The sequence below is a fragment of the Spirosoma soli genome, assembly GCF_042684525.1.
Taxonomy (GTDB): Bacteria; Bacteroidota; Bacteroidia; order Cytophagales; family Spirosomataceae; genus Spirosoma; species Spirosoma soli.
Genome location: NZ_JBHULN010000004.1, coordinates 191,837 through 216,102, shown reverse-complemented (window position 1 = coordinate 216,102; position 24,266 = coordinate 191,837). Strand labels below are relative to the sequence as shown.

Below are 24,266 nucleotides of genomic sequence, written 5' to 3'. Positions count from 1 at the left end.
CCATGAAAAAGTTCTTATATGTTATCGTCGCTGCGAGCCTGACCGGTAGTCTAAGCTCTTGCCTGAACGATGACGAACACTACGTTGATTTTAAAAATGTTGGAGCAATCGCTGAGATTCCATCTTCGGCATTCTATGGTCTGGAAGATACTCGAAGTTATCTGAAGGTAGCGGCAGCTGCCGACACGTTTGATGTCAAAGTCTCTTCCCCAAACATACCCTCGCAGGATGTTCAGATTTCAGTAGCCATCGACGAAGCAGCTTTAACAGCTTTTAACGCGCAGAATGATACTGATTACAAAATCTTGCCAGCATCGCTTTATCAGCTGACTACACCTACTGTTACGGTGAAAGCAGGCACCCGATTAGCGCCAGTTTCTTTCCAGCTGAATACAACGTCATTAAGCTTCACTGACAACTACGCGATTCCGTTTGTAATTAAAACGGCAACGAATAATGTGACGGTGAGTAGCAATTACGGCACAAAGATTCTGGCTATTAAACTGCGTAATAACTACGAAGGTACTTATCAGGCAACAGGTCGTTTCACGCACCCGAATCCGGCTAGCTCTCGGGATATTAATAAGTCAAAGACTTTGGCATCAATCGACGAGACAACCAGCCAAACAGAGTATGCTGATTTAGGAGGTAGTGGTTATCTGATGTGGTTAAAAATTAATGCGGATAATACCGTTACACTTACTCCAAGAAATGGAGCGCCAACAACGGTTCAAACGGGTGTTAACACCTATGACCCGGCTACACGCACGTTCACACTTAACTACCGGTACGCTGGTGCTGGTGGCGACCGGGTGATCACGGAAAAGCTTCAGCGAGTTGATTAACGATTAAATTCATCAAACGTGCAAAAAGGCAGCTAGTTGGCTGCCTTTTTGCACGTTTAGAAATCACTAAACGACCTGCTCCGAAGTTACTTGTTCAGCCTTATTCGCCCCTGTTAGTTCGGCCAGCAGCTCATCAACATTTACAGTAGCAAAGCTACTGGCGTAATCAGCCATAGCGTAAGGGATAATTAACTCTCCCTGATTAATAAGCCCACCACAGCTGTACACTACGTTGGGGACGTAACCCTCCCGCTCGTTTTCGTCGGGGCTCAGGATAGGCTCTGTCGTGCGGCCAATGACTTTGCTGGGGTCATTCAAATCAAGCAAGAAAGCCCCGATGGCGTATTTCCGCATTGGGCCAACGCCGTGGCTTAATACCAACCAACCGGCTTCGGTCTCAATGGGCGAACCACAGTTGCCCAACTGGACGTACTCCCAATGATAGGTTGGTTTTAAGATCAACTCTTTGGTTTGCCAGAAATACAGATCATCCGAATACATCAGGTAGATGTTCTCCCCATCCTGCCGCGAAATCATAGCATATTTGCCGTTGATTTTTCGCGGAAATAAGGCCATACCTTTGTTAGAAACTTCAGCCCCATTCAGCGTGCTGATGCTAAAGTGCGTAAAATCCTTTGTTTCCAGCAGTTGAGGAAACGTTACGCGACCGTTGTAGGCGGTGTAGGTTGCATAATACGTTACTTCGCCATCATCGTCGATGAACTGCACAAAACGGGCATCTTCAATTCCGTTTGTCTCGTTGGGCGAGGTCGGGAAAATACATCGCTCGTCGAGGCTCTGATCATCTTCAAAGTGAATTTCGTAGTTCGACCGGGCCAACGCCAATAGTCCGCTAGCAATGGTTTCATACTCGGCATTGTAGCGATATTGTGCTGACACTCGCTTGATTTGCGCATCTAGCTCGGAAAGACTAAACTCGTCACCCAGGCCTGCCATCATTTTTTCCTGAATACTGTTCTCCAATCGAAGTTCATACAGCTTGCGTTCAAACTGCGCCCGGTTAAATCGGTGGTTCTGCACAATCTCGGGCGATGTTACGTAACGCGAAGGTTTCCGCAGAACGATTTTTCCTTCCTGATCAATGTAGCCCATTCGAAACGATATGGAGGAAATATGCCCCTCCCCCGTTGCCCGTAAGCTCAGGATGAAGCGTTTGTAACCCGGCGGTACATTGCTTTGGTCGGGGTGCCAAATCATCGACGGATTAAACAAGGCCGCTGATTCGAGCGAGTACTCCATTGTAAAATAGGCCCCCAGTAAGAGCTTTCGCTCCAATGTCAATGGTTCGTCGGTTAATAACTGGGGTTTGATTTGCTCAAATCGCTGAAGCAGGAAGCGTTCGAGCTTATAGTGACGCCCACCAAATTCGTGGATAACCTCGTCCAGCTTCCGCTCAGCTTCGTCGTCACTCATCGCTCCTACCCGCGCAATGATTTTCAAGGTCCGGGTAGTGCTTCCTAAATCAAAAGGACGAAACAAGACACGCGTTGGATCGGGCCGGAGAACAATACCCGTGCGGGTTGCTTTTATACTCATCTGCGTTGAAGACAATTTTTTGGTAATACAAAATACAACGAAAGCGCAGCCGAAAACAAGGTGACCGCCTAAAGTTATAGGGTTATAAAGTTGCGGAGATCAACCCAAATAAATGGGCTTATCCGACAACTTTATAACCCTATTCGTTCTGTAGCGGCCTACTAGCTATCTACTAGTGTCGAAATCGCTACGTCAACTGACTTTTTTTCGGTTCGATCCTTTTGCAAAGTGTATAACTCAGCCAGCGCCAGCAAGTAAGACAGCGTGGACTCTGCTCCCTGATTCTGATTGACCCGATCAATGTGCAGACCGTCGCGGCACCCCCCAGTCTGCTGGTCGTATAGGGGAAGGCCAAGGTCGTTTAGTCCCGAGAACCATTTGAAGACACGGATGGCGGTGCGATACCATTCATCATCTCCGGTCACGTTAAAGGCGGCAATGCAGGCCGAAACGGTACTCTGCGCTTCCAGTGGTTGCTGATCAAAATAAGCCCGTGGTTCTCCTTTTGTATAGAAACCATTTGAGCCAATAGGCTGGAAATGCCCCCGGTCAGCCGTTTGTAGATTGATCAGCCAACGCAGCGACTTCAGCCCAATTTGCACCAACCGCTCATCCCCCGAACGCACAAATACGTGTGCTAGTACGGCGTTGTCGTAAGCTAGTGTATTCTCAAACCAGGGCCAGTCTTCAGTTGCCGTTTCTGTATAGCAGAACAGCAGTTTATTTAGCAACTGTCGCTGAATATTCTTGGCTAACCGGTCGTCGTTAAATTTTTTCTGATACTCATAGATGCCTAGCAATGCAAACGACCAAGCTCGTGGTGAGGTCATATCGACAACGGTTGGCAGCACTTTCTCGATGAGGCTCATGGCCCACGTAACGGTGTTACGGTCGGTGGCCCGGCCAATGCAACTACCAAGCGCCCAGATGGTGCGGCCGGTGCTGTCATCGGAGCCAAACTCTTCGAGCCAGCGACGGTCATAACTCATGAAGTTACGGAACCGATGGTGCTCTTCCGTGTACGCATGGTTTAGGAATGCGCAGTAGTTATCAGCCGCCTGTGCAAGTTGCCGATCGCCTAATCCAGCTTCCTGAAGCGTGAGCGCCAGAATTAATGCCCGAGCGTTATCGTCAGTGCAGTAGCCTTCCTCATAAAACGGAAGATGATACCGGGCGTGCTGAGCAATACCGGTCGAATCGGTCATTCGGTAGAGGTGATCAAGCCGTATGGCGGGCAGCTTAACCGCAGCACTGCCCATACCACCCATGGTGTAAGGCGCCTGATTATTAACGATGCTCATCCGCTCCTGCCGGGCCTGGGCAAATGAGTTGGCATACGATTGAATTACCCGCTCCCAGATCATCTCGCGGCCCATCATGTACGCTTTTTTACGAATGACGTGGCGACTGGATTCGTCAACGAGTAAGTTTATAATTCCTTCGGCAATAGCGTCCGAATCACCAAACGGAACAAGCACACCCCGGCCGTCGGCTAGTAGCTCTTCGGCGTGCCAATAAGGCGTGGAAACAACTGCTTTTCCGCAACCAAACGCGTAGGATAGCGTACCAGACGTAATCTGGGCGGGATTAAGGTAAGGTGTTATGTAAATGTCGGCCGATCCGAGGTACTCTAGTAAATCGTCTAACTCAACAAACTGGTTGTAAAAACGGACATTATCACGAACACCCAGATCAGCCGCTAGTTGTTTCAGGCTTTCGCGATATACTTCACCTTCATGCTTTACTAAGTTAGGGTGGGTGGCGCCAAGCACCATATAAACCACGTTCGGCACTTGTTCAACAATACGTGGTAAGGCTTTAATTACGTTTTCAATGCCTTTGTTGGGCGATAGTAAACCAAACGTCAGCAGTGTTTGCTTACCCTCCATGCCAAATTTGTCTTTGTAAAAATGAGGGTCGACAAACGGCATGTCCGGAATACCGTGTGGAATCAAATCTATTTTCTCAGCGGGAACCTCGTAAATATTAATCAGGAAATCGCGCCCTTTTTCAGACATACAAATCACCCGTGACGATAAATCGGCGATGCTTTTTAACACCAGCAGTTGCTCTTCATTCGGACTTTTCAGAATTGTGTGAAATGTCGTCACAATGGGCATGGTCAGATTACGTAGCAAAGTCAGGATATAACTGCCAGCCGGGCCACCGTAAATACCATATTCATGTTGCAGACAAACAACGTCGGCATCTTTAGAATTAAGGAATTCAGCGGCTCTGCGGTAAGCCTCCTGGTCGTGCTGGTAGAAATCGTACCGAACTTCACTGGGGTAGTTGTAACCTTCCTGTGTATCGTTTACGGATACGACTAAAGCGTTGGAGTCGGGAATGAATGAGTCGTAAGATGTAAAGAGGTCGGACGTAAATGTGGCAATCCCACACTGACGAGGTAAGTAATCACCAATGAAGGCCACATTTTTAGGCTTGTGATCCCACACTACTGAGTTTTTCTGATGATTTATCATAATCGTTGAATGGGTATAGTATGTTACTGGAAAAAGCCAAGTACTACTAACACATGGTAATAAGCGCCTTAGCCTCACTTTTGTTTGCCAAAACCAAACATTTAAATGACATATTCTATGCTTTAACTTCACTAAGCAAATAATACGTATGCATAACTGCTTTTAAACATAATTTATATTGAAATAGGCTAAAAAGTAAATATCCCGTTCGGGCACGCTTTTGCCTTACGAACGGGATAGGTTAAGCGACTTAACAGCCTAGTTTATTGTTTTCTTATGCGTTGGATTGTGCGTTGTAACTGCTTATTCTGTTGTCGAAGCTGGTTCACCTCTTTTTTAAGCTCGATTATATAGAGCATTGTTTCTTCAATTTTGGCTAGTAACGCAGCATCCATGGTCGAAGCGTTGTAGCCGTCCTTGACGACCTCTTGGGCGGAAGGAACCCCGGGCAAGTGTTTGTTGACGCTCACATATTTGGCTACCTGCTCTAAAGGCCGGAGTTGATAACCAGGCTCAAACACCCGATCTGCCCAGTCAGCAGGGCTTTTCACGAGCAACTTCCCCATAGTGGGCCGGGCCAGCAACACGTCGCCCCGCTCGTTCACGGTTAACACTTTATCGGTTTGTGCTACAGCCGGACTATGACTCGTCAGGTTTTCCAGCCGTATTCCTGCATCATCAATTCGTTCGCTACGTACATGCAGTCGCGCTGTAGGAGCGCTCGTGCCAATACCCACATTGGCGTTATGACCCAGCACAACCGCATCGCTAACCGATACGCCCGCCCCCGCACCAATGGCGGTTGCGTTGGTCAGGTTTTGCGCTAAGGCATCAGCCCCCGTGCCAAGGAAGGTGTTTCGCGAGCCACCATCACGGTTGCCAGTGGTATAGCCGATATAAACGTTGTCATCGCCATTCCCATTAGACGGACCAGCTCCGTTGCCAACGAAGGTGTTATGGCTTCCTGTGGCATTACCTTTACCTGATAACGTCCCAAAGAACGTATTGCCTTTACCAGTCGTCGTGCTGTAGCCAGATTGATACCCGACAAACGTATTCGAGTCAGCTACGGCGTTGTAGCCAGATTGGTAGCCGAGGTAAGTGTTTTGAGAGCCGGTTTTGTTGGCAGCACCTGCATAACCGCCCGAAAACAAATTATAATTACCGATAGTATTGTTGTATCCAGACCTATACCCTAGGAATGCATTGTCATGGCCTGTTGTATTTGCACTTCCTGTGTAATAACCCATGAATGCATTGTATGAGCCACTGGTATTTGCCTGTCCTGCCTGTGCGCCTAGGACCACGTTAAAAGAGCCACTCTGATTGTTGTATCCAGAATAGTATCCTAAAAACACGTTATGCTTTCCTGTTTCATTTCTCCGTCCGGATGACCATCCAAAAAAGGAATTACTTTCTCCGGTGGTGTTAGCCAAACCAGCATTGTACCCAGTGAATGTATTCGTAGCTCCAGTTGTATTAGCGTACCCAGCCTTGCTGCCAATGAACACATTGCCAGCGGCAGTATTGTTAAAACCTGCTGAATCACCAACGACTACGTTATGGTCAACGCCATCAGCATATCCATTATAACCGGCGGATGCTCCAAGGTACACGTTGTATGAACCACGAGATTTAGATATGTCTGCATATATGCCTCCACCATAACCAGCATACTTACCAATAGCAACGTTCTGATTACCTCCTAGCGAGTAGCCTGCCCAGTAACCCAAGTACGTATTATCATTACCGTTTGACCGTAAGCCAGCAATGTAACCTACAAAAGTGTTATTCGATCCCTGACTAACTCCACCAGCTCCCCCACCAACGTAGACATTTGATTGAGCATTTTTCACATTTATGAATTGACCGACACCCAAGCCAATCAGGGTATTACTTCCTCCTGGTGTCGCTGACTCTGGGCCTGTAATTACTAGATTGTTTTGAGCCCAAGTGGTGGCACAACAGGTTGCTACTAAACTTACAATAAAAAGAAACCGGTAAAAAGGAACCATACTATAGTGTTTAAACAGTGAACAAATGAAAATTTGTCGGTAATCTACAACACTGGTTACATCCGTCCAAATACTATTTTGTCTTCGTTAATCCCCACCCTTTTTGCCTAACTTGCGGCCTTACTTACGTTCAAAACTTGACGTTTGACGTTACGTATTCATACCGTTTCACGTCAAACCTCGAACCGACCTCTTTGAATGATCTGGCAGCGCATTTCTCAATCTATCCTTTCCAATCGGGTGGCTCTGGTAGCCGTCGTACTGCTCGGCACAATTTTTATGGGCTTCCAGGCCAGCCGCGTAAAACTCTCTTACGAACTCGCTAAAATTCTGCCCGTTAGTGACCCGGAGTTCCAGCGTTACGAAGCCTTTAAGTCCCGCTTTGGGCAGGATGGCAGCGTGATGGTGCTGAGCATCGAATCAGATAGTATGTATCGGCTTAGCTTCTTTAACGATTGGTATAACTTGAGTCAGAAGATACGGGCTATTGGAGGAATTAAAGATGTAGTATCAAATGCTAGTTTGTACGACATCGTCCGTGATGATTCGGCGCATACGTTTCGCATTAAGCCGCTTGTACCTCGCCCCCTGACAACGCAGGCTGGCGTAGATAGTCTGCGCGATAAGATTGCCGCCTTACCCTTTTACCGGGGTTTGGTTTCAGACAGTACCGGCCGGGCGCACCTGATGGCCGTTACGTTCGACCAAAAATTAGTCAACACCAAGAGTCGAATTGATATAGTTCGTCGGGTTGAAGCCGTCGCCGATTCGTTTGGCACTCAGCATAAGTTAACCGTGCACATGTCAGGCATGCCTTACATCCGAACGGAATTCTCGGCTAAGGTGAGCAAGGAGATGAGCCTCTTTATGGGCTTAGCTTTCTTGGTAACAGCGGTCATTCTGTTCTATTTTTTCCGCTCGTTAACCGTCGTCTTTGCAGCGCTGGCGGTTGTGGGCGTGGGTGTTATCTGGGCAACCGGCTATATCGTTTTGTTTGGGTACGACATTACGTTACTGACTGGCCTCATTCCTCCACTGATCATTGTCATCGGTGTTCCCAACGCTATTTTCCTGCTGAACCGATACCACGAAGAGCTAAACCGGCGACGTAGTCGAGAAGAAGCGATAGCCATTGCCACCGAGAAAGTAGGCGAAACGACTTTCTTCGCCAACGTCACGACGAGCATTGGCTTCTTTGTCTTTTATTTCACCGCAAGTCCTCTCCTGCTACAGTTTGGTCTGGTCGCGGCCTTCGGCATCATGACGACCTATGCGGTATCGCTGATCCTGATTCCTATTATTTTCAGCTATTTACCAACACCTTCGCCTAAACAGCGTGGCCATCTGGAGCGAAAACAAGTCAGTGGTTTCTTAACCTGGGTTGACCGCATAGCGCACACCCGTCGGACAGCCATCTATACCTTTATCGCCGTCGTAACGGGCATTGCCATCGTTGGTGCACTACGTATCAACGCCATTGGTTATGTAGTTGATGACCTGCCTAAAAATGACCCGATCTACACTGATTTAAAGTTTATTGAAAGCCGTTTTAAAGGGGTGATGCCTTTTGAAGTGAGCATTGACACCAAACGTCCGGGCCGAGTACTATCGCCCCAGACGATGACTAAGATCAGACTGCTCGAGCGCGAGTTCAGCAAGCATACCGAGTTCACACGACCGCTTTCGCTGGTAGAAGCCATCAAGTTTTTCTATCAGGCTTACCGAGGTGGCGACCCTAAATATTTTGCGTTGCCAGGGGCATTAGAGCTAAATCAGTTAGCCAGCTACGCCCCTCAGCTGAAAGGCTCCGAAAGCCGCTTCAAGGGTTATTTAGACAGCACTAAGCAATACACCCGAGTCAGCTTTCAAATGCCCGATGTTGGCACGGTGCGTACGACACAGCTCCTGAACGAACTTCAACCCAAAGCTGACTCTATTTTCAATATAGATCGGGCAACGGGTAAACGCGTAGCCGCCGATGAACAGTACGACGTCCATATTACAGGCAACAGCGTCGTGTTTACTAAAGGCAACGACTATCTGTTAACGAACCTGGCCGAGAGTACGGTACTGGCGATTGTACTGGTTTCGGTAATTCTGGTCATTCTTTTACGCGACATTCGTTTGAGCCTGATTGCTATTTTGCCAAGCGTTGTGCCCTTAATCGTTACTGCGGGTATTATGGGCTTCTGCGGTATTCACCTGAAGCCGTCTACGATCCTGATTTTCAGCATTGCGTTTGGTATCTCATCGGATGGCACGATCTATTTTATCACAAAGTATCGCGATGAGTTACGTAATCAGAAACTTAGCCTTGAACGAGCCGTATCGGAGACCATTCGGTATACGGGGATCAGTATGTTCTACACCGCCATGATTTTGTTTGCGGGTTTCGCCATTTTCACCGCATCAACGTTTCAGGGCACAGTGGCACTTGGCATTCTGGTTTCTATTACGCTGCTGATGGGTATGGCGTCTAATTTGATTTTACTACCGGCGTTTTTGTTAACCGTGAACAAGAGAAGAAGCCAGCAAGCTTCGGTAAACGTTTAGACGGGTTAGCAATAGTTTTCAGTTGGTTGCGGTCTGGAGACTGCGTTCGGCCGTTACCGGCTTCCTGGTTGAACGTAGTCTGAAGACTATGCCAACCAAGGTTATGCCCGACTAGGGAGCTAACGAGGTTTTAAACTTCTTCCAGCAGCGTATCAAATGACAGGAACTGGTTGCTAAAGCGGTGCTTAATCCGCTCCTGCATAGCATCGGCGTGGAGATGTTGGTATGATGAGTAGTCATCCATCGTTCTGAAATCAAATTGCACAGAATAAGTCACGCCCCCGTTATCAAGCTCGGTAAGAAGACGGAGCATTCGGTAACTGACTGGTAATTGAGTGGCCATTACGGCTGGCAGATAGAACGCTTTCATCCAGCGGAGCCAGTCTGAAGCAATTTCACTGGCCACACTGTAGGTAGTATTGTAGAGGATCATACTACCCAAACAAACGATTCTCTGCATAAGTTAGCCATTTGGTTGTTTCTTTGTCCGAACAATTCTAACTCGTTTGATTAATGCTTTACAATATTCTCCGACATGCCCATTCCGGATTGCGCTGGATTGTGCTCATCCTGCTGGTAGCCGCCGTAGTTATAGCCATCCAACGGCTTAGCGCTAAAAACTCATACACAGATGGCAATCGAAAGCTGTATTTGTTCGCCCTGATTGCAACGCACCTGCAAGTAACGGGCGGCTTGCTATTGTATTTAATTCCGGCAAGCGCTGGCGGTAGTCCCAAAGTCAATTTTGACCTGGCCATGGACAAGTTCTACCGGTTTTATACAGTAGAGCACATTACAACAATGCTCATTGCTGCTGTTCTTGTGACTATTGGTTACTCCAGACACAAGCGGCTCACTGACGCCATAAGTAAACATCGTATGGTTGCTATATTTTATGGTCTAGGTCTATTACTCATCTTGTTAGCTATCCCCTGGCCATTCAGAGTCGCTGGTGCAGGTTGGTTTTAATTAACTAATATAGTGTGCTCATAAGCGGCCCATGAGGTGGAGTCATCTCCACCTCATGGGCCAGTTTTTTCTAACTTAAAAAATTACGACATCAGAGTCTATGCAATTTGTTCATCTTCTATATTAAATTATTATTTATCTTACTTATTTTCTATTATATAATGATCTAATTATCAATAAATTATAATCTTATACGTTCACCAACTACATTAAAAGTGTAGAATATATTCCTCATTTATTTGGCAATAATTCCACAATTCAATACTTTTATAACACGTAATTTGAATTTGACCTATATTAATGATGAGGAAAATGCTCCTGACAACAGTTTGTGTTGTCTCGTTTGGCATCGTTCAAGCTCAAACCGTAGCCGCCGTAACTGAAGTACCCACCGTAATCAATGGAACACCCACTGTAGCTGAAGTACCCGCCGTAACCTCTGATAACGTAAGCTTTTACGAGCAGATCCCACTCGTTAGTGACGTCATCAGCTTTGCCAAAAAACATCTCACCATTCGCTATCGCTCTGGCGGTACTACCACCCACGGGTTTGATTGCTCGGGCTTCACCCGGTTTTGCTTTAAACATTTCGGCATTTCATTACCTCACTCCAGCGCTGCCCAGGGCAACGTTGGCCAGGCTATTGACAAGGACGAAGCGCAACCCGGCGATCTGATCTTATTCAAAGGACACAGTTCAGGAGGCAGTCGAATTGGCCATGTTGGTCTGATCACAGAAGTGGTTGGTAACCGAGTAAAATTTATTCATTCCGCCTGGAACGGTGGCGTTCGTTACGACTACCTTCACGCCGATTATTACAAACGACGATTTATGGGCGTTCGTCGCGTCGTTCATTTGCTGGCAGAAAAGTAAGCAGCTTCCCAGCTGCTTTTTTCTTGTTTCAATAGCGGCAGGAAAGCCGCTTTACTGTTTCAGTGTAGTGCCTGCCCCTTGCTCCACTGCCAAAGCAACTTCATCAGCATGGCAGATAATTACCTTCGAGACTCCCTGTTGCAGGGCCTGAAAAGCGTTATCCAGCTTTGGTATCATGCCTTTATTGATGGTTCCGGCGGCTTTGTACTCGGCATACAAAGTAGGTGTCAATTCTAAAATTACACTACTATCATCATTGGGATCGGCCAGAACTCCCTTCTTCTCAAAACAGTATATTAGTGTTACACTGTTGTGATGGCTCATATCTACCGCAATCGCCGACGCCATTGTGTCGGCATTTGTGTTTAGCAAGTTACCCACCTCGTCGTATGTGATGGGCGCAAACACAGGAGTCAATTCCTGACGGAGAAAGAACTGGATTTGTCCTGAATCAACCTCTTTAATGTCGCCAACAAATCCATAATTAATGTCTTTAACCGGGCGCTTCTCAGACAACACAGTGCTGGCGTCGGCTCCGGTAAGGCCAATGGCGTTTACGTCCAGCGCCTGGAGCTTAGCCACTATTTGCTTATTGACCAAACCTCCATACACCATCGTCACTACGTTGAGCATAGCCTGGTCAGTAATACGGCGCCCGTCAACCATGGTCGTTTCGACACCCAGCTTAGCCGCTATCTGAGTAGCAATTTTCCCTCCGCCGTGAATGAGTAGCTTCGGACCAGCCAGCTTAGCAAAAGCCGTCAGGAAACGTTGTAAAGCAGCAGAATCGTCGATGACATTCCCGCCTATTTTTATAACAGTAAGATTATCCATTGTTTTTAAACACAGAGGTGTGAATTAATGGAAACGTGTTCTTGATGCTTCACATCCATTCCTCTCTGCTTACGCTAAATTTTGCAGGATCTCTTTTAAAACAGCCTGGGCCGACCATTCACGGTTGGCAGCCTGCTCAATCACCAAGGATTGTGGACTGTCGAGGACGTTATCCGCCACTTTTAAATTACGCCGAACCGGTAAACAATGCATGAACTTCCCATTGTTGGTTAGGTTCATATGGTCCATTGTGACGGCCCACGAAGGATCTTGGGTCAATACTTGCCCGTACTGTGTATACGACGACCAGTTCTTTCCGTAGATGTAATCTGCCCCGGCAAACGCTTCGTCTTGATTATAAATGACCTTAGCGTTTCCAACAAACTCGGGGGCCAGCTCGTAGCCCTCGGGGTGCGTCACCACGAACTCTACGTCACCCGAGGCTGCCCGGGCATTCATCCACTCGCAGAACGAATTAGCCACCGCCTGGGGCAAGGGTTTAAAATGCGGTAACCAGGTCAGCACTACTTTCGGACGAGCCAGGCTTAATTTCGCTTTCGATTCTTCAATCGTGATACAATCGGCCAATGATTGTAGTGGATGACGTGTTGCCGACTCCAGATTGACAATTGGCACCGGACGGCGCACCGTACCGGCGTACCTGGCAAACTGGTGCATTACCTGCTCCTGATAATCTTTATCACGGTCTTTCAACTCGGCAAAGGCCCGAATCCCGATAACGTCACAATAGCGGCCAATTACGGCGGCTGCTTCACGAACGTGTTCGGCTTTATCACCATTCATAAGCACGCCCTCTTCCATTTCCAGTCCCCAGCTATCCTGGCCAACGTTCATGATCATGACGTTCATACCCAGGTTCTGAGCTGCTTTTTGCGTGCTTAACCGAGTGCGTAGACTCGAATTAAAGAAAATTAAACCGATGGTCTTGTTCTTGCCTAATTGTTGGTCGGCGAAAGGATTGGCTTTAGCGTCAAGGCCAGACTGTATTAGTGCATTAAGGTCAGTGACGTCGGCTAGGGAGAGAAAGTTGGTCATTGTTATTTAACCGCAAAGGCGCAAAAGATAGCGCAAAGGTCGCAAAGAAGTTATAGATTGTTAACTAAGCGTCGAACTCCATCTTTTAATAAGGCCACATTAAAGTTTATGAGTAAGCCAAGTCGGCAGCCTGAGAGCTTCAAATATGTGATTACTTGTGCCGTATGCACATCGTTAAGACTTTCTACTGCCTTTAACTCGACGATTACTTTCTGCTCAATCAACAAATCAATTCTGTAACCGACATCGAGTTTGATGCTATCATACACAAGTGGAAGCCCTTTTTGACGTTCGACAGATAGGCCGACATTACTTAGCTCATAGTTTAGACACTCTCGTAAGCTGACTCAAGTAACCCTGGCCCTAACCGCCGATGTACTTTTAACGAACACTCAAAAGTGATTTTGGCAATTTCATTTTCGGTCATTTTCTTGCGCCCTTTGCGCTTTACCTTGCGCCTTTGCGGTTAATGAACAACCTTCATTTCTTTTCCTAACGCTTCCAGGAATTGATCGGCTTCGTCAATGCCAAGCGCTAAAGAAGGTAGTAGACGAATGATATTCTTACCTGCTACACCCGTGAATTGCTTGTGCTCGAACAGCAGCGTCTTACGCAGCGCATCAACCGGAAAATCGTATTCGATACCAATCATCAAGCCGCGGCCGCGTAATTCTTTATAACCACCAATCTGCCGAATGCCGTCCATCAGGTAATTACCCATACGCGTGGCATTTTCCATCAGCCCTTCGTCTTTCATGATGTCCAGCACGGCAATGGCAGCCGTACAAGCCAGGTGATTTCCGCCGAAGGTAGTACCCAGCAAACCGTAGCTCGCCCTAAATGAAGGAGAAATCAGGATGCCACCGATAGGAAAGCCATTACCCATTCCCTTCGCCATGGAGATAATATCAGCCCTGATACCACTGAATTGATGCGAGAAAAACTTACCGGAACGTCCGTAGCCACATTGAACGCCATCGAGAATTAGGACAGCGCCTGTCTCGTCGCAACGCTGACGAAGTGCCTGCAAAAATTCATCAGTCGCTACGTTAATGCCCCCTACCCCCTGAATGCCTTCGATAATGACGGCGCAGGTCTCCGACGTTATGCCCGCCCGAACCGCTTCAACGTTATTGTAGGGCAGAAACGTAACGTGTTTACTGTAATTCACCGGAGCAACGATTGATGCGTTATCAGTAGCCGCGACAGCGCCAGCCGTGCGTCCGTGAAACGACTTCGAGAAGGCCACTACCTGAGTCCGGCCGTTATGAAACGACGCCAGTTTCAAGGCGTTTTCGTTGGCTTCAGCTCCCGAGTTACACAAAAACAATGTATAATCGGGGTGATCAGACAGAGCACCTAGTTTATCGGCTAACTCCTGCTGCTGGGGAATCCGGACGGAGTTTGAATAGAACGAAATCTTATGCAGCTGGTCGCTGATCGCCTGCACATAGCGAGGGTGCGTGTGCCCGACCGAAATTACGGCATGACCACCATACAGATCAAGATAGCGCGTCCCGTTGACGTCCCACAGGTAGCTTCCCTGCGCCCGAACCGGTTCAATATCGTATAACGGATAAACGTTAAAAAGCTCAGCCATTTCTTAAAAAAGTAACAATCCTACTCTGACTTCCAAAATCTGGTGCAAGTTTACGGATTATCAGGCGAAAAAGACCGAACTACAAAAAGGAAGCCGACGAGACTTCCTTTTCGCTATTCTTTTCAAATTTTGCTATACAGAGCGAACGAATGACCGAAGTGCGTCCAGCGAGGCCTCAGGCTCTTCTACCATGCCCAGATGTCCCGAATGTTCAAGTATCGTCAGGTTTACGTTAGGGACTACTTCTGCCAGCTTCTGACTCTTTTCCAGAGGTACAAGCTGATCATACCGACCGGCCACAATCGATACAGGAAACGTAGCCTGCTGGATAACGTGCGTGCGGTCAGGGCGGGATAAAATTGCCTGAATCCCCGCAAGCAGCGCATCTTTAGGTAGTTCGCTGTACCGATCAATTAACTGCACTATTGTTTGTTGCATCTTCGGCTGGTTCTCCGCAGCAAACATGTTTGTGATCGCCGTTTCGAGAAAGGACCGGCCTCCAGAAGCGTCCAGTTTCTGAATGACTTGCTGACGTTGTTCCTTTTTAGCTTCGTCGTCAGCGTAGGCCGTCGAGTGAAACAGACATAGTCCCTGCACATAGTCGGGGCACCGCTCAGCGAAAGCTAGGGCCATGTATCCGCCCATCGAATGACCGACTAATAGCACTTTGTCTAGCTGCGCTGCTTGCAGGCGGGCCAACAAGTCTTCGGCATACGCTTCGATAGTTGTGTGGTTGGTCAGGCGGGCAAAATCTGGTGTAAGAACTGACGTTTCTAAAGCCAAATCGGCGTAGATGCCGTCCCAAATGGAAGCATCTACGCCGTGGCCGTGAATGAGAACCAGCGTTGCGGGCTCAGGCATAAGCAGGTTTGTTTATTGAACCAGATCCAAGATAATTAACACGACACCCACCAAGAGAGCAATACCGCCAATGACGGCACCGAATCCATTCCCAATCAGCAGCAATAGCAAGCCAGCTGCAGCAACGATAATACCAATGGTCATCCTGGACTGAGCCATGGTCTTCTCGGGCGATAGCTTGTTTTTAATTTGCTTGTCAATCCGTTTGGCAGTCATGCGCTCCAGGAGGTTCATCTTTTTTGCAGATGCTGACGTTGTCGGTGCCGAGAGCGTTTTGGTGGCTACCGTATTGAGCATGTTCCGCACCCGATCCATCCGCTTGTTCAGCTTCTTGTGAGCTGCTAGCTTGCTGTCATTCCGCACATAAGTCTCAATCTGCGTCATGGCAGCCTTTGCTTGTGCTACCTGCTGCACAGGTGTTGGCTCAAGCGCTGGAGCAGCACTCGTCGGCTCGATAACCTCCGCAGGCTGGGCTTGCTCTAGGGTCGCTACGGCAGCTACTGCTTCTATTTTAGGAGCATTGTAATGCTCTACCGGACCGCGCTGGAAATACGCAACCGGGCGGCTGCACGAAGCAAGTGTAGCAATGCCCAGTAGGGCAGCAAAAAAACGGTTAGTTAAGGTTTGCATAGACACATCTGAGTTAGGTGAACCTTGTAGTTATCAACCCATCAACCCAACATGGTTTGCTTTGTTAAGCCATAGACAAGAAAACCAGACAATGTTACATAAATCTTACGTAAGGGGACGGTGAATTAGCAGCCTCATAAAGCTTGCTAACTATTTGTTTGGCTATTGCTTCATAAAATTAATCGGCGTTCACACAGTCTCACTGACTATATCAACGCCGATCATTATAGAAAAGAGCTGACTATTCTAAAACACCTAGCAGAATAAGTACAATACCAACTATTAAAAGAATCAGACCAAGGACACCGATAACTCCCGTAAAGAGGAGAGATAAGATAAGTCCAATGGCTCCAATGATGATACCATTACGGGCGTTACGATTCAGCGCCTTTGCTTCGTCGGGCGCTACGTGGTTCTTAATTTTTTTGTCAATCTTCTTGAGCATTGTCCGCTCCATCAGCGACATCTTCTTGGCAGATGCTGTATTTGTCGACACGGCCGCTTTCTCACCAGAAACGGTCAACAACTCCTTAACCCGCTCAAGGCGATTGGTTAATTTCTTGTTTGACGCCAGTTTGTTATCGTTCCGGACATAAGCCTCCACCTGATTCATCACTTGTTTGGCCTGGGCAACTTGTTCGGCTGGTGCAGGAGCTGTCTCAGTAGCCAAAGGACTCACCTCAGCTGGTTGAGTAGCTTCAACCGGCGTTACTACGGCAACGGTTTCCTGTTTTGGTGATTTAAAACTTTCGCGTTGGCTTTTCTGAAAATAAGCTACTGGACGACTGCATGAAGAAATAACAGCGACCCCCATAAGGGCTGCGAAAAGATGCTTGGAGAATGTGCTCATAGAGTACGGGATTTAAAGGATAAACGTTTAATGTATCATCCACAACAACTGCATCTTCTATGGTTTGTTGTGGATTGACAAAAAAATTTGATTGAACGCAGTTGCTTAAGTACGTTGATACCTTTTTACCTATTTTATCAATAGAGCTAAAAGGTATCAACGTATTAATTTGATTATCAACACCCTGTAATTTACAGGAGACCAACTAATAAGACAACCGCTCCGGCTAGTAATAAAATTACTCCGAGGGTAGAGCTAGCTCCTGTTAATAATAAAATAAGCGCCACAATGACCAGGACGGCTCCAGCGGCCAGAACACCCGTATTAGCCATTGCCTTGTTCGGATTGCTAGGTGCCAGTTGCTTGTTGATTTTCTTATTCATTTTCTTCAGCACCATCCGCTCCATCAGGTTTGCTTTGTGCGATTTGTTGGTTGCTGCCGATGTCAAGGCTGAACTTGTCGAAGCAGAGGCCAGCATTGTCCGAACGCGACCCAACCGCTTTTGTAATGATTTGTCACTCGCTAGCTTACTATCGCTACTAACCAGTGCATCCATTTGATGTAAGGCCGCCTTCGCCTGGGCAACTTGTTCGGCAGGGGAAGTAACTAATGCTGGCGTTTGGACTGACGGTGCAGCGGGAGTTTCTAGCATAGGAGAAGCCACTGGCGTAGCCGGTGCTGTTGCAAAATGCTCCCGTGAACTTTTTTGAAAATAAGCTACTGGACGGCTGCAGGCAGTAAATAAACTAACCATCAACAAGCCACCTAAAAGGCGTTGAGTACTGATTTTCATAAGTAACATACGTTATAATGAATGTAACAGATTAATTATCAAGGGATAAACTGAACGCTTGTTGCTTTGTTACACACAAATGAAGAATTCCGAGTAAATGGCAAAAAACAAGCCCCGATTTCCTGTGAAATCGGGGCTTGTTTTTTGCCATTCTATTCGACAGACTAGGCCACTGAGCGTAACTGATACGTACTGGATTTTCCGAACTTCTCACGGGCATATTCCAGACTGACGATGAGCTCTTTAACGCCTGATTGCGATGGCATCTCGAACATGGCATCGGTGATGATAGACTCGCAGATCGAGCGGAGTCCACGAGCCCCCAGCCCATACTGCAACGCCTGATCAACAATATAATTCAGTGCACTGGGGTCCCAATGGAGCGTAATACCTTCCATTTGGAAAAGCTTATCGTATTGCTTCGTGATCGCGTTCTTCGGTTCTGTCAGGATCTGCATCAAAGCCGCACGATCTAAAGGTTCAAGGTGCGTCAGCACCGGCAACCGCCCAATAAGCTCGGGAATCAATCCGAATGATTTCAGGTCGAGGGCCGAAATATAACGCATCAAATGTCCCTTCTCGAAGGTATCATTGAGCCGTCGGTCACCCGAGAAACCAATGGGCCGGGTGTTGATCCGTTTGGTAATATGCCGCTCAATGCCGTCAAACGCGCCCCCGCAGATAAACAAGATGTTTTCGGTATTCAGAGCAATCAGCCGTTGATCGGGATGTTTACGTCCTCCCTGGGGTGGTACGTTTACGACCGAACCTTCTAACAGCTTCAGTAAAGCCTGCTGCACACCTTCTCCGCTAACGTCGCGGGTAATGCTGGGGTTATCCGCCTTACGAGCAATTTTGTCGATCTCGTCAATATAAACAATGCCACGTTCGGCCGCTTCGACGTTGTAATCGGCCGCCTGCAGGAGCCTCGTCAAAATCGTCTCGACGTCTTCCCCCACGTAGCCAGCCTCGGTGATGACCGTTGCATCGGCTATACAGAATGGTACTTCAAGAATTTTCGCAATGGAGCGGGCTAAGTATGTTTTTCCGGTACCGGTTTCACCGACCATAATAATGTTCGATTTTTCAATCGTCACATCATCGTTGGTCTTGGGCTGCATTAGCCGCTTATAGTGATTGTAGACAGCAACGCAAATAGATTTTTTAGCATTGTCCTGACCAATTACATACTGGTCAAGGTGATGCTTCATATCTATTGGCTTTATGAGGTTAATGTTTACCTCGGCCGGTTCACTACGCTGAGGGCGCATTTCTTCTAACACCACTTGGTGTCCCTGCTCAATGCAGTAGTTGCAGATGTGCGCGTCGATTCCTGACAGCAGCAGCATCACCTCGTTTTTGCGCCGTCCGCAGAACGAGCAACTGATTTGTGGCATGTACGTTTGCAGAGTAAAAGGGCTGGTTGTTTAACAGATAAAACGCCTGAAAATGGGCCTTACCTGGGCTTGGTTAACGGTTCTTTTAGGTCCTTTGTTACTTTTGTTCTGGTAAATAAAGACGACCCAGGCGAACCCGGGTCGTCAGCAGTAAACAAAGTTATTAATCGGTCGTGAGATGGCCAAATGCAAAAGCCTTGATTTGTGGAGGGTGGCCCGAATCAGATCGCACTTCCTTCGCTTAATATCCCCTCTGATTGCCTGTTGCACAACCCATTACGCTCGTAAGTCTACGTATTAACTGAAAATATTGACCTTTTAATAAGAGCATTGGCTTAGTCTTGGTTGTTGATTTATATTGCACTTCGTCTCCCATCATTATTCCATGAAAAATTTATCTATATCCTTACTCGTAGCTTTAGTGCTACTGGGTTCGTTCTGGCTTTGGAAGCACTTCTATCCCACCAAGCCAACCGTATTTGCTGGCCGGTGGACGCCCGAGCAAGCCAAAGCATGGTACGCTAAGCAACCCTGGCTGGTAGGCGCTAACTTCACTCCAAGTACTGCGATCAACCAGTTGGAAATGTGGCAGGCTGACTCCTTTGATTCGGTCACCATTGATCGTGAACTGGGGTACGCTGAAGGAGTCGGTATGAACGTCATGCGCGTATTTCTGCATAATCTTTTGTGGGAAAATGATGCCGAAGGTTTTAAGAAGCGCATCGACCAATTTCTTCGGATTGCTGACAGGCACAAAATCAAGATTATGTTTGTGCTCTTCGATTCGTGCTGGAACGATGAGTTTGCCCTAGGCAAGCAACCGACTCCCAAACCCGGTATTCACAACTCGGGCTGGGTACGCGCCCCCGGCACCAAGCGGCTCAAAGACCCATCAACCTGGCATGGTCTGGAAAGCTACACGAAAGGTGTCATATCAGCTTTTGCCCATGATCCGCGTGTGATTGCCTGGGATCTGTATAATGAACCAACGAACTCAGGCTACATGGATGATGTGATGCCCTTGTTAACCAAGACATTCGAGTGGGCGCGCGTTGTCAGGCCAAGCCAACCCATAACAGTTGGTTCCTGGAATGATCATCGCCGTTCCAACGATTTAATAAGAGCAAACTCCGACATTATCACCTTTCACGATTACCAGGAGGCCTCCAAGTTAGAAGAAGCAATCGAGGACCTTCAGAAAACCGGACGGCCCATTATCTGCACCGAGTATATGGCCCGTACACGTAACAGCACGTTTCAGACTTGTTTACCCGTGTTTAAAAAGTATAACGTAGGGGCCATTAACTGGGGGTTAGTGAAAGGAAAAACAAACACGGTTTATGCCTGGGACGCCCCCATGCCTAGCGGAGAAGAACCTAAAATCTGGTTTCATGACATCTTCCGGCCCGATGGTTCTGTATACAGTTCAGAGGAGGTCGCCGTTATCCGCCAACTAACCGGCAACCCTTCTCTCCTGACAGAATCCAAAACGATGAAGCTGGCGAATCCTTAATTTCTCACAAGGACAACAATAAAAAAGCGTAGAGGGCCGAACCCGCTACGCTTTTTTTGTCTGACTAATGATGGCTGAACTACGCCGTTTTTTCCCGACGTAACACTTCATCGATTAAGCCGTATTCTTTAGCTTCTTCAGCCCGCATCCATTTGTCGCGATCCGAATCTTTCTCAATCTGCTCGACGCTCTTACCCGAGTGATCAGCTAAAATCTGATACAGTTCTTCCCGTAACTTAACAATTTCACGAGCCGTGATTTCGATGTCCACCGACTGCCCCTGCGCACCGCCCGATGGCTGGTGAATCATGATCCGGGCGTGCGGTAACGCCGACCGTTTGCCGGCAGCACCACCGGCCAGCAGTACGGCTCCCATTGAAGCCGCCAAGCTCGTGCAAACCGTGGCCACGTCAGGACGAACGTACTGCATGGTGTCGTAAATCCCTAAACCGGCGTAGACAGATCCACCGGGGCTATTCAAATACATCAGAATATCTTTCTTTGGATCGGCCGACTCCAGGAACAACAGCTGCGCTACAATGATGTTAGCGATGTTATCGTCGACGGGCAGACCCATGAAAATAATACGATCAGCCATCAGGCGCGAGAATACGTCTACCTCACGGAAGTTCATCGGGCGTTCTTCAATGACCGAGCGCGTCATATTTTCGACGGTGTGGTTCATGTAACCGTCCACAGTTAGGCCATTGAGGCCCATATGGTGCACGGCGAACTTGCGGAATTCTTTTTCGTAATTCATAAATTGGGTTTACTCTTTAAGTTTAAAAACGAATAACGATTAATGTAAGTTTCGGTTAATTTGAACACGGAGAGAACCGAGGTCTCACAGAGATCTCAAAGCTTACCTTCAGAGTTTATGTGATATAACTCCGTAGCCTCTGTGAAACCCCAGTTCTCTTCGTGTTTAACGCTATCTTGCACCTAACGATGCAAAATTGCGTTATCATCCCGAAAATCAGTGTCGGTTTTAGTTTAGATTTTATCGTTGTTACTTGATATGAAGGCATCCATCGCAGAAAAGATACGGCTGCTACGACTCCAGCGCGGTTTATCGCAGGAAAACATGGCCGACTTACTGAGTTTGTCCACTACGGCCTACGGCGACATTGAGCGTGGTAAAACCGACCTGACCCTCTCCCGGCTGGCTCAGATTGCCAACGCCTTAAACATTCCACCCGTTACGCTTTTCACCGACGACGCCATTACTGCGCAAGTTGTTGACGACAAACCGGTTGAAGTGACTAACCACGAACTCGAAACCCTCCGGCTGACGCTCGAAAAACAGCAGGTCGAGCTAGACAAGCTTCGCCTGGAAGCCGATTACTGGAAACGCAAATACGATGACCGCATCGCTATGGAAATCGCCAGAGCAATGGGCGTCGAGCAGAAACGGGAACGGATTGGATTCTGATTCTTTTGTCAAAACAGAAGAGTCATTTACCTTGCAGCAGGAACGCAAATGATGTGTAGAAACGGCCCAGCTTTTTCTGCTCAATTCGGTTTTGCGGGGTATAGATTTAAAAACGAATGAACGAACAAAGTAGAAACTTCCTCTATCAGTACCTTAACAATGCCTCTCCGACCGGCTTCGAGTCGTCGGGACAGCAGATCTGGTTGGATTACCTCAAGCCTTATACCGATGAGTACATTGTCGATACCTACGGTACGGCAGTGGGTGTTATCGGGCCGGGTAAAGATTACAAAGTCGTTATTGAAGCCCACTCCGACGAGATTTCGTGGTTTGTGAATTACATCTCCGACGACGGCTACCTCTTTGTTCGGCGAAACGGCGGTTCCGATGCACTCATTGCGCCATCAATGCGGGTTCACCTGCACACCAAGAAAGGCGTTGTCGACGGTGTGTTCGGTTGGCCGGCCATCCACGTTCGTGATCTGGCCAAAGACACGGCTCCCAAAGTAACAGACTTGTTTATTGACGTAGGTGCCGCTACGAAACAGGAAGTACTCGACATGGGCATTCACGTCGGTACGGTCTGCACTTTCTCCGACGGGCTTATGGAGTTAAACGGGCGTTATTTTGTGGGTCGGGCGCTGGACAATCGCATGGGGGGTTTCATGATTGCGGAAGTGGCCCGGTTGCTTAAAGAAAACAACGTAACACTCCCCTTCACGCTTTACATCGTCAACGCGGTTCAGGAAGAAATTGGCCTGCGTGGGGCCGAAATGATTGCCCGACGGCTTCGCCCCGACCTGGCCATCTGCACCGATGTCACGCACGACACTCAATCGCCCAAATACGACAAAAAAGAGCAGGGTGATCTGAAATGTGGCGATGGCCCTGTGTTATGCTACGGCCCGGCGGTGCAGAACAACGTGCTTGATTTTATGATTGGCGTAGCTGAGCAGCAGAACATATCGTTCCAGCGTCAGGCGGTTAGTCGCTCAACCGGCACTGATACTGACGCTTTTGCGTACGCCACAGAAGGCATTGCCTCTGCCCTGATTTCACTGCCTTTGAAGTATATGCACACGACTGTTGAAACCGTCCACATGGACGATGTTCAGAACGTAATCAAGCTTATGTACGAGACGCTACTGGCCCTGAAGGGTGGCGAAGATTTTCGGTACATTAAATAGTCATAGCGAACACATACGAAAGAGTCCAACTGCAATTGGGCTCTTTTTTTGTGCCAATCAGAACGTCAACGCAATTAATGCAGCGGCAACCCAACCGGCGATATGAATGCACAATCTATGGGGAAACTAGTCCTCATGTGGTATGCTTAAAACCTGATGAGGCTACCTTCACCCAATGTTTTAACCATTTATATATCAACCCTTTAATTCAAAGTAAAACGCTGCTGCTCACGCTGGCATGAAATTTTGCAGTGTTATAAAAATAGTTCACTCTTAAACACTTACGACGATGCGTAGCACCCGTGATTTTTTTGTTGGCATTGCAACCGGCGTAACGATCGGTTTATTGACGGCTCCGCGCACTGGTCGCGAGTCTCGCCAGTGGTTGAAAAGTGAGTATGATAAACGTACCCAATCAGGTGATTCTTCGTCTGGCCCAGGTTTGAAAGAGAAGTTGATGACTGCTTACGAACAAGTTAAAGAGCAGGTTAACAACTACATTCAACAGCAGAAAAATCACAAAGAGCGGATGACCGATACAGGTAAATTCGATTATCAGCTCAATCGGGCCCCAAAGCCTCTCGCGCCGTCCGATGACCAGTCGTTACCTTCATCAACGCATCAAACACGGCGTGAACATAAAGCTCAGATCATTCCGGAATAAATTGCGGGTAGCTTGTACTATAGTTTGCTATTTCGCCATAAGATTACCTTATACGATTTTTTGGTACCGGTACTGACTGGTACCAAAAAATCTACGCTCCAGCCGACCGATCTGATATTGTTCAGACCAACACGCTGGAGCGTAGATTTTTTG

21 protein-coding genes and 1 pseudogene are annotated in these 24,266 nt (G+C 47.7%); 8 read left to right on the top strand and 14 right to left on the bottom strand.

Translation table 11 applies throughout. The features are described from left to right. Positions 1-2: 2 nt before the first annotated feature. Complete coding sequence (locus ACFSUS_RS08775) at positions 3-845, top strand: BT_3987 domain-containing protein (protein WP_381521634.1); 843 nt, start codon at positions 3-5, stop codon at positions 843-845. A 66-nt stretch (positions 846-911) separates the two neighbouring features. Here ACFSUS_RS08775 and ACFSUS_RS08770 read toward each other — a convergent pair whose 3' ends face one another. The 3 genes from ACFSUS_RS08770 to ACFSUS_RS08760 form a co-directional block, all read right to left on the bottom strand. Continuing rightward, positions 912-2,402, bottom strand: coding sequence for a glycoside hydrolase family 130 protein (locus ACFSUS_RS08770; protein ID WP_381521632.1), 1,491 nt, complete (start codon positions 2,400-2,402; stop codon positions 912-914). Positions 2,403-2,563: 161 nt separating this feature from the next. Beyond that, on the bottom strand, positions 2,564-4,885 hold the full coding sequence (locus ACFSUS_RS08765) for a glycosyltransferase family 4 protein (RefSeq protein WP_381521629.1): 2,322 nt from the start codon (positions 4,883-4,885) through the stop codon (positions 2,564-2,566). A 263-nt stretch (positions 4,886-5,148) separates the two neighbouring features. Beyond that, positions 5,149-6,741, bottom strand: coding sequence for a hypothetical protein (locus ACFSUS_RS08760; RefSeq protein ID WP_381521627.1), 1,593 nt, complete (start codon positions 6,739-6,741; stop codon positions 5,149-5,151). Positions 6,742-7,098: 357 nt separating this feature from the next. On the opposite strand from ACFSUS_RS08760, the gene ACFSUS_RS08755 reads away from it, so the two are divergent. After that, positions 7,099-9,453: an efflux RND transporter permease subunit gene (locus tag ACFSUS_RS08755; protein WP_381521625.1), complete on the top strand. Its 2,355-nt coding sequence runs from the start codon at positions 7,099-7,101 to the stop codon at positions 9,451-9,453. 130 nt (positions 9,454-9,583) lie between these two features. On the opposite strand, the gene ACFSUS_RS08750 is transcribed toward ACFSUS_RS08755, so the two are convergent. After that, entirely contained in the window at positions 9,584-9,913 is a 330-nt protein-coding gene (locus tag ACFSUS_RS08750) for a DUF4286 family protein (RefSeq protein ID WP_381521623.1), read from the bottom strand. Positions 9,914-9,966: 53 nt separating this feature from the next. Between ACFSUS_RS08750 and ACFSUS_RS08745 the strand changes: the two genes are divergently transcribed. Beyond that, positions 9,967-10,422 carry a cytochrome B gene (locus ACFSUS_RS08745; RefSeq protein WP_381521621.1) on the top strand — a complete coding sequence of 152 codons (456 nt, stop codon included), beginning with the start codon at positions 9,967-9,969 and terminating at the stop codon, positions 10,420-10,422. 303 nt (positions 10,423-10,725) lie between these two features. Further along, positions 10,726-11,295, top strand: coding sequence for a C40 family peptidase (locus tag ACFSUS_RS08740; RefSeq protein WP_381521619.1), 570 nt, complete (start codon positions 10,726-10,728; stop codon positions 11,293-11,295). A gap of 51 nt (positions 11,296-11,346) precedes the next feature. On the opposite strand, the gene argB is transcribed toward ACFSUS_RS08740, so the two are convergent. The 9 genes and pseudogenes from argB to clpX all read right to left on the bottom strand — a co-directional run bounded on the left by argB (position 11,347) and on the right by clpX (position 19,317). Continuing rightward, entirely contained in the window at positions 11,347-12,129 is a 783-nt protein-coding gene (gene argB / locus ACFSUS_RS08735) for an acetylglutamate kinase (RefSeq protein ID WP_381521617.1), read from the bottom strand. Between the two features lie 69 nt (positions 12,130-12,198). Then, complete coding sequence (locus ACFSUS_RS08730) at positions 12,199-13,185, bottom strand: N-acetylornithine carbamoyltransferase (RefSeq protein WP_381521616.1); 987 nt, start codon at positions 13,183-13,185, stop codon at positions 12,199-12,201. A gap of 50 nt (positions 13,186-13,235) precedes the next feature. After that, positions 13,236-13,612, bottom strand: a pseudogene (locus ACFSUS_RS08725) (GxxExxY protein). A 39-nt stretch (positions 13,613-13,651) separates the two neighbouring features. Next, on the bottom strand, positions 13,652-14,785 hold the full coding sequence (locus tag ACFSUS_RS08720) for an aspartate aminotransferase family protein (RefSeq protein ID WP_381521614.1): 1,134 nt from the start codon (positions 14,783-14,785) through the stop codon (positions 13,652-13,654). A gap of 132 nt (positions 14,786-14,917) precedes the next feature. Further along, on the bottom strand, positions 14,918-15,646 hold the full coding sequence (locus tag ACFSUS_RS08715; RefSeq protein WP_381521612.1) for an alpha/beta fold hydrolase: 729 nt from the start codon (positions 15,644-15,646) through the stop codon (positions 14,918-14,920). 12 nt (positions 15,647-15,658) lie between these two features. Then, positions 15,659-16,276: a hypothetical protein gene (locus tag ACFSUS_RS08710; RefSeq protein WP_381521610.1), complete on the bottom strand. Its 618-nt coding sequence runs from the start codon at positions 16,274-16,276 to the stop codon at positions 15,659-15,661. A 241-nt stretch (positions 16,277-16,517) separates the two neighbouring features. Beyond that, positions 16,518-17,126: a hypothetical protein gene (locus ACFSUS_RS08705; protein WP_381521608.1), complete on the bottom strand. Its 609-nt coding sequence runs from the start codon at positions 17,124-17,126 to the stop codon at positions 16,518-16,520. Between the two features lie 191 nt (positions 17,127-17,317). Continuing rightward, on the bottom strand, positions 17,318-17,920 hold the full coding sequence (locus ACFSUS_RS08700; RefSeq protein ID WP_381521607.1) for a hypothetical protein: 603 nt from the start codon (positions 17,918-17,920) through the stop codon (positions 17,318-17,320). Between the two features lie 164 nt (positions 17,921-18,084). Then, positions 18,085-19,317 carry an ATP-dependent Clp protease ATP-binding subunit ClpX gene (gene clpX, locus ACFSUS_RS08695; protein ID WP_381521605.1) on the bottom strand — a complete coding sequence of 411 codons (1,233 nt, stop codon included), beginning with the start codon at positions 19,315-19,317 and terminating at the stop codon, positions 18,085-18,087. A gap of 385 nt (positions 19,318-19,702) precedes the next feature. On the opposite strand from clpX, the gene ACFSUS_RS08690 reads away from it, so the two are divergent. Next, positions 19,703-20,830, top strand: coding sequence for a cellulase family glycosylhydrolase (locus tag ACFSUS_RS08690; RefSeq protein WP_381521603.1), 1,128 nt, complete (start codon positions 19,703-19,705; stop codon positions 20,828-20,830). Positions 20,831-20,909: 79 nt separating this feature from the next. Here the strand turns inward: ACFSUS_RS08690 and ACFSUS_RS08685 are convergent, their stop codons facing one another. Continuing rightward, entirely contained in the window at positions 20,910-21,590 is a 681-nt protein-coding gene (locus ACFSUS_RS08685; protein WP_381521601.1) for a ClpP family protease, read from the bottom strand. A 258-nt stretch (positions 21,591-21,848) separates the two neighbouring features. On the opposite strand from ACFSUS_RS08685, the gene ACFSUS_RS08680 reads away from it, so the two are divergent. The 3 genes from ACFSUS_RS08680 to ACFSUS_RS08670 all read left to right on the top strand — a co-directional run bounded on the left by ACFSUS_RS08680 (position 21,849) and on the right by ACFSUS_RS08670 (position 24,113). Then, complete coding sequence (locus ACFSUS_RS08680; RefSeq protein WP_381521599.1) at positions 21,849-22,262, top strand: helix-turn-helix domain-containing protein; 414 nt, start codon at positions 21,849-21,851, stop codon at positions 22,260-22,262. A gap of 116 nt (positions 22,263-22,378) precedes the next feature. Next, entirely contained in the window at positions 22,379-23,449 is a 1,071-nt protein-coding gene (locus ACFSUS_RS08675) for a M42 family metallopeptidase (protein WP_381521597.1), read from the top strand. A gap of 289 nt (positions 23,450-23,738) precedes the next feature. After that, entirely contained in the window at positions 23,739-24,113 is a 375-nt protein-coding gene (locus tag ACFSUS_RS08670; RefSeq protein WP_381521595.1) for a YtxH domain-containing protein, read from the top strand. Positions 24,114-24,266: the final 153 nt, after the last annotated feature.

Coding starts and splice junctions, on each gene's coding strand:
- ACFSUS_RS08675 (WP_381521597.1), top strand. CDS start 22,379: ATGAACGAACAAAGTAGAAACTTCCTCTATCAGTACCTTAACAATGCC.
- ACFSUS_RS08740 (WP_381521619.1), top strand. CDS start 10,726: ATGAGGAAAATGCTCCTGACAACAGTTTGTGTTGTCTCGTTTGGCATC.
- ACFSUS_RS08720 (WP_381521614.1), bottom strand. CDS start 14,785: ATGGCTGAGCTTTTTAACGTTTATCCGTTATACGATATTGAACCGGTT.
- ACFSUS_RS08710 (WP_381521610.1), bottom strand. CDS start 16,276: ATGCAAACCTTAACTAACCGTTTTTTTGCTGCCCTACTGGGCATTGCT.
- ACFSUS_RS08745 (WP_381521621.1), top strand. CDS start 9,967: ATGCTTTACAATATTCTCCGACATGCCCATTCCGGATTGCGCTGGATT.
- ACFSUS_RS08700 (WP_381521607.1), bottom strand. CDS start 17,920: ATGAAAATCAGTACTCAACGCCTTTTAGGTGGCTTGTTGATGGTTAGT.
- ACFSUS_RS08685 (WP_381521601.1), bottom strand. CDS start 21,590: ATGAATTACGAAAAAGAATTCCGCAAGTTCGCCGTGCACCATATGGGC.
- ACFSUS_RS08690 (WP_381521603.1), top strand. CDS start 19,703: ATGAAAAATTTATCTATATCCTTACTCGTAGCTTTAGTGCTACTGGGT.
- ACFSUS_RS08730 (WP_381521616.1), bottom strand. CDS start 13,185: ATGACCAACTTTCTCTCCCTAGCCGACGTCACTGACCTTAATGCACTA.
- ACFSUS_RS08765 (WP_381521629.1), bottom strand. CDS start 4,885: ATGATAAATCATCAGAAAAACTCAGTAGTGTGGGATCACAAGCCTAAA.
- clpX (WP_381521605.1), bottom strand. CDS start 19,317: ATGCCACAAATCAGTTGCTCGTTCTGCGGACGGCGCAAAAACGAGGTG.
- ACFSUS_RS08750 (WP_381521623.1), bottom strand. CDS start 9,913: ATGCAGAGAATCGTTTGTTTGGGTAGTATGATCCTCTACAATACTACC.
- argB (WP_381521617.1), bottom strand. CDS start 12,129: ATGGATAATCTTACTGTTATAAAAATAGGCGGGAATGTCATCGACGAT.
- ACFSUS_RS08715 (WP_381521612.1), bottom strand. CDS start 15,646: ATGCCTGAGCCCGCAACGCTGGTTCTCATTCACGGCCACGGCGTAGAT.
- ACFSUS_RS08775 (WP_381521634.1), top strand. CDS start 3: ATGAAAAAGTTCTTATATGTTATCGTCGCTGCGAGCCTGACCGGTAGT.
- ACFSUS_RS08755 (WP_381521625.1), top strand. CDS start 7,099: ATGATCTGGCAGCGCATTTCTCAATCTATCCTTTCCAATCGGGTGGCT.
- ACFSUS_RS08705 (WP_381521608.1), bottom strand. CDS start 17,126: ATGAGCACATTCTCCAAGCATCTTTTCGCAGCCCTTATGGGGGTCGCT.
- ACFSUS_RS08670 (WP_381521595.1), top strand. CDS start 23,739: ATGCGTAGCACCCGTGATTTTTTTGTTGGCATTGCAACCGGCGTAACG.
- ACFSUS_RS08680 (WP_381521599.1), top strand. CDS start 21,849: ATGAAGGCATCCATCGCAGAAAAGATACGGCTGCTACGACTCCAGCGC.
- ACFSUS_RS08770 (WP_381521632.1), bottom strand. CDS start 2,402: ATGAGTATAAAAGCAACCCGCACGGGTATTGTTCTCCGGCCCGATCCA.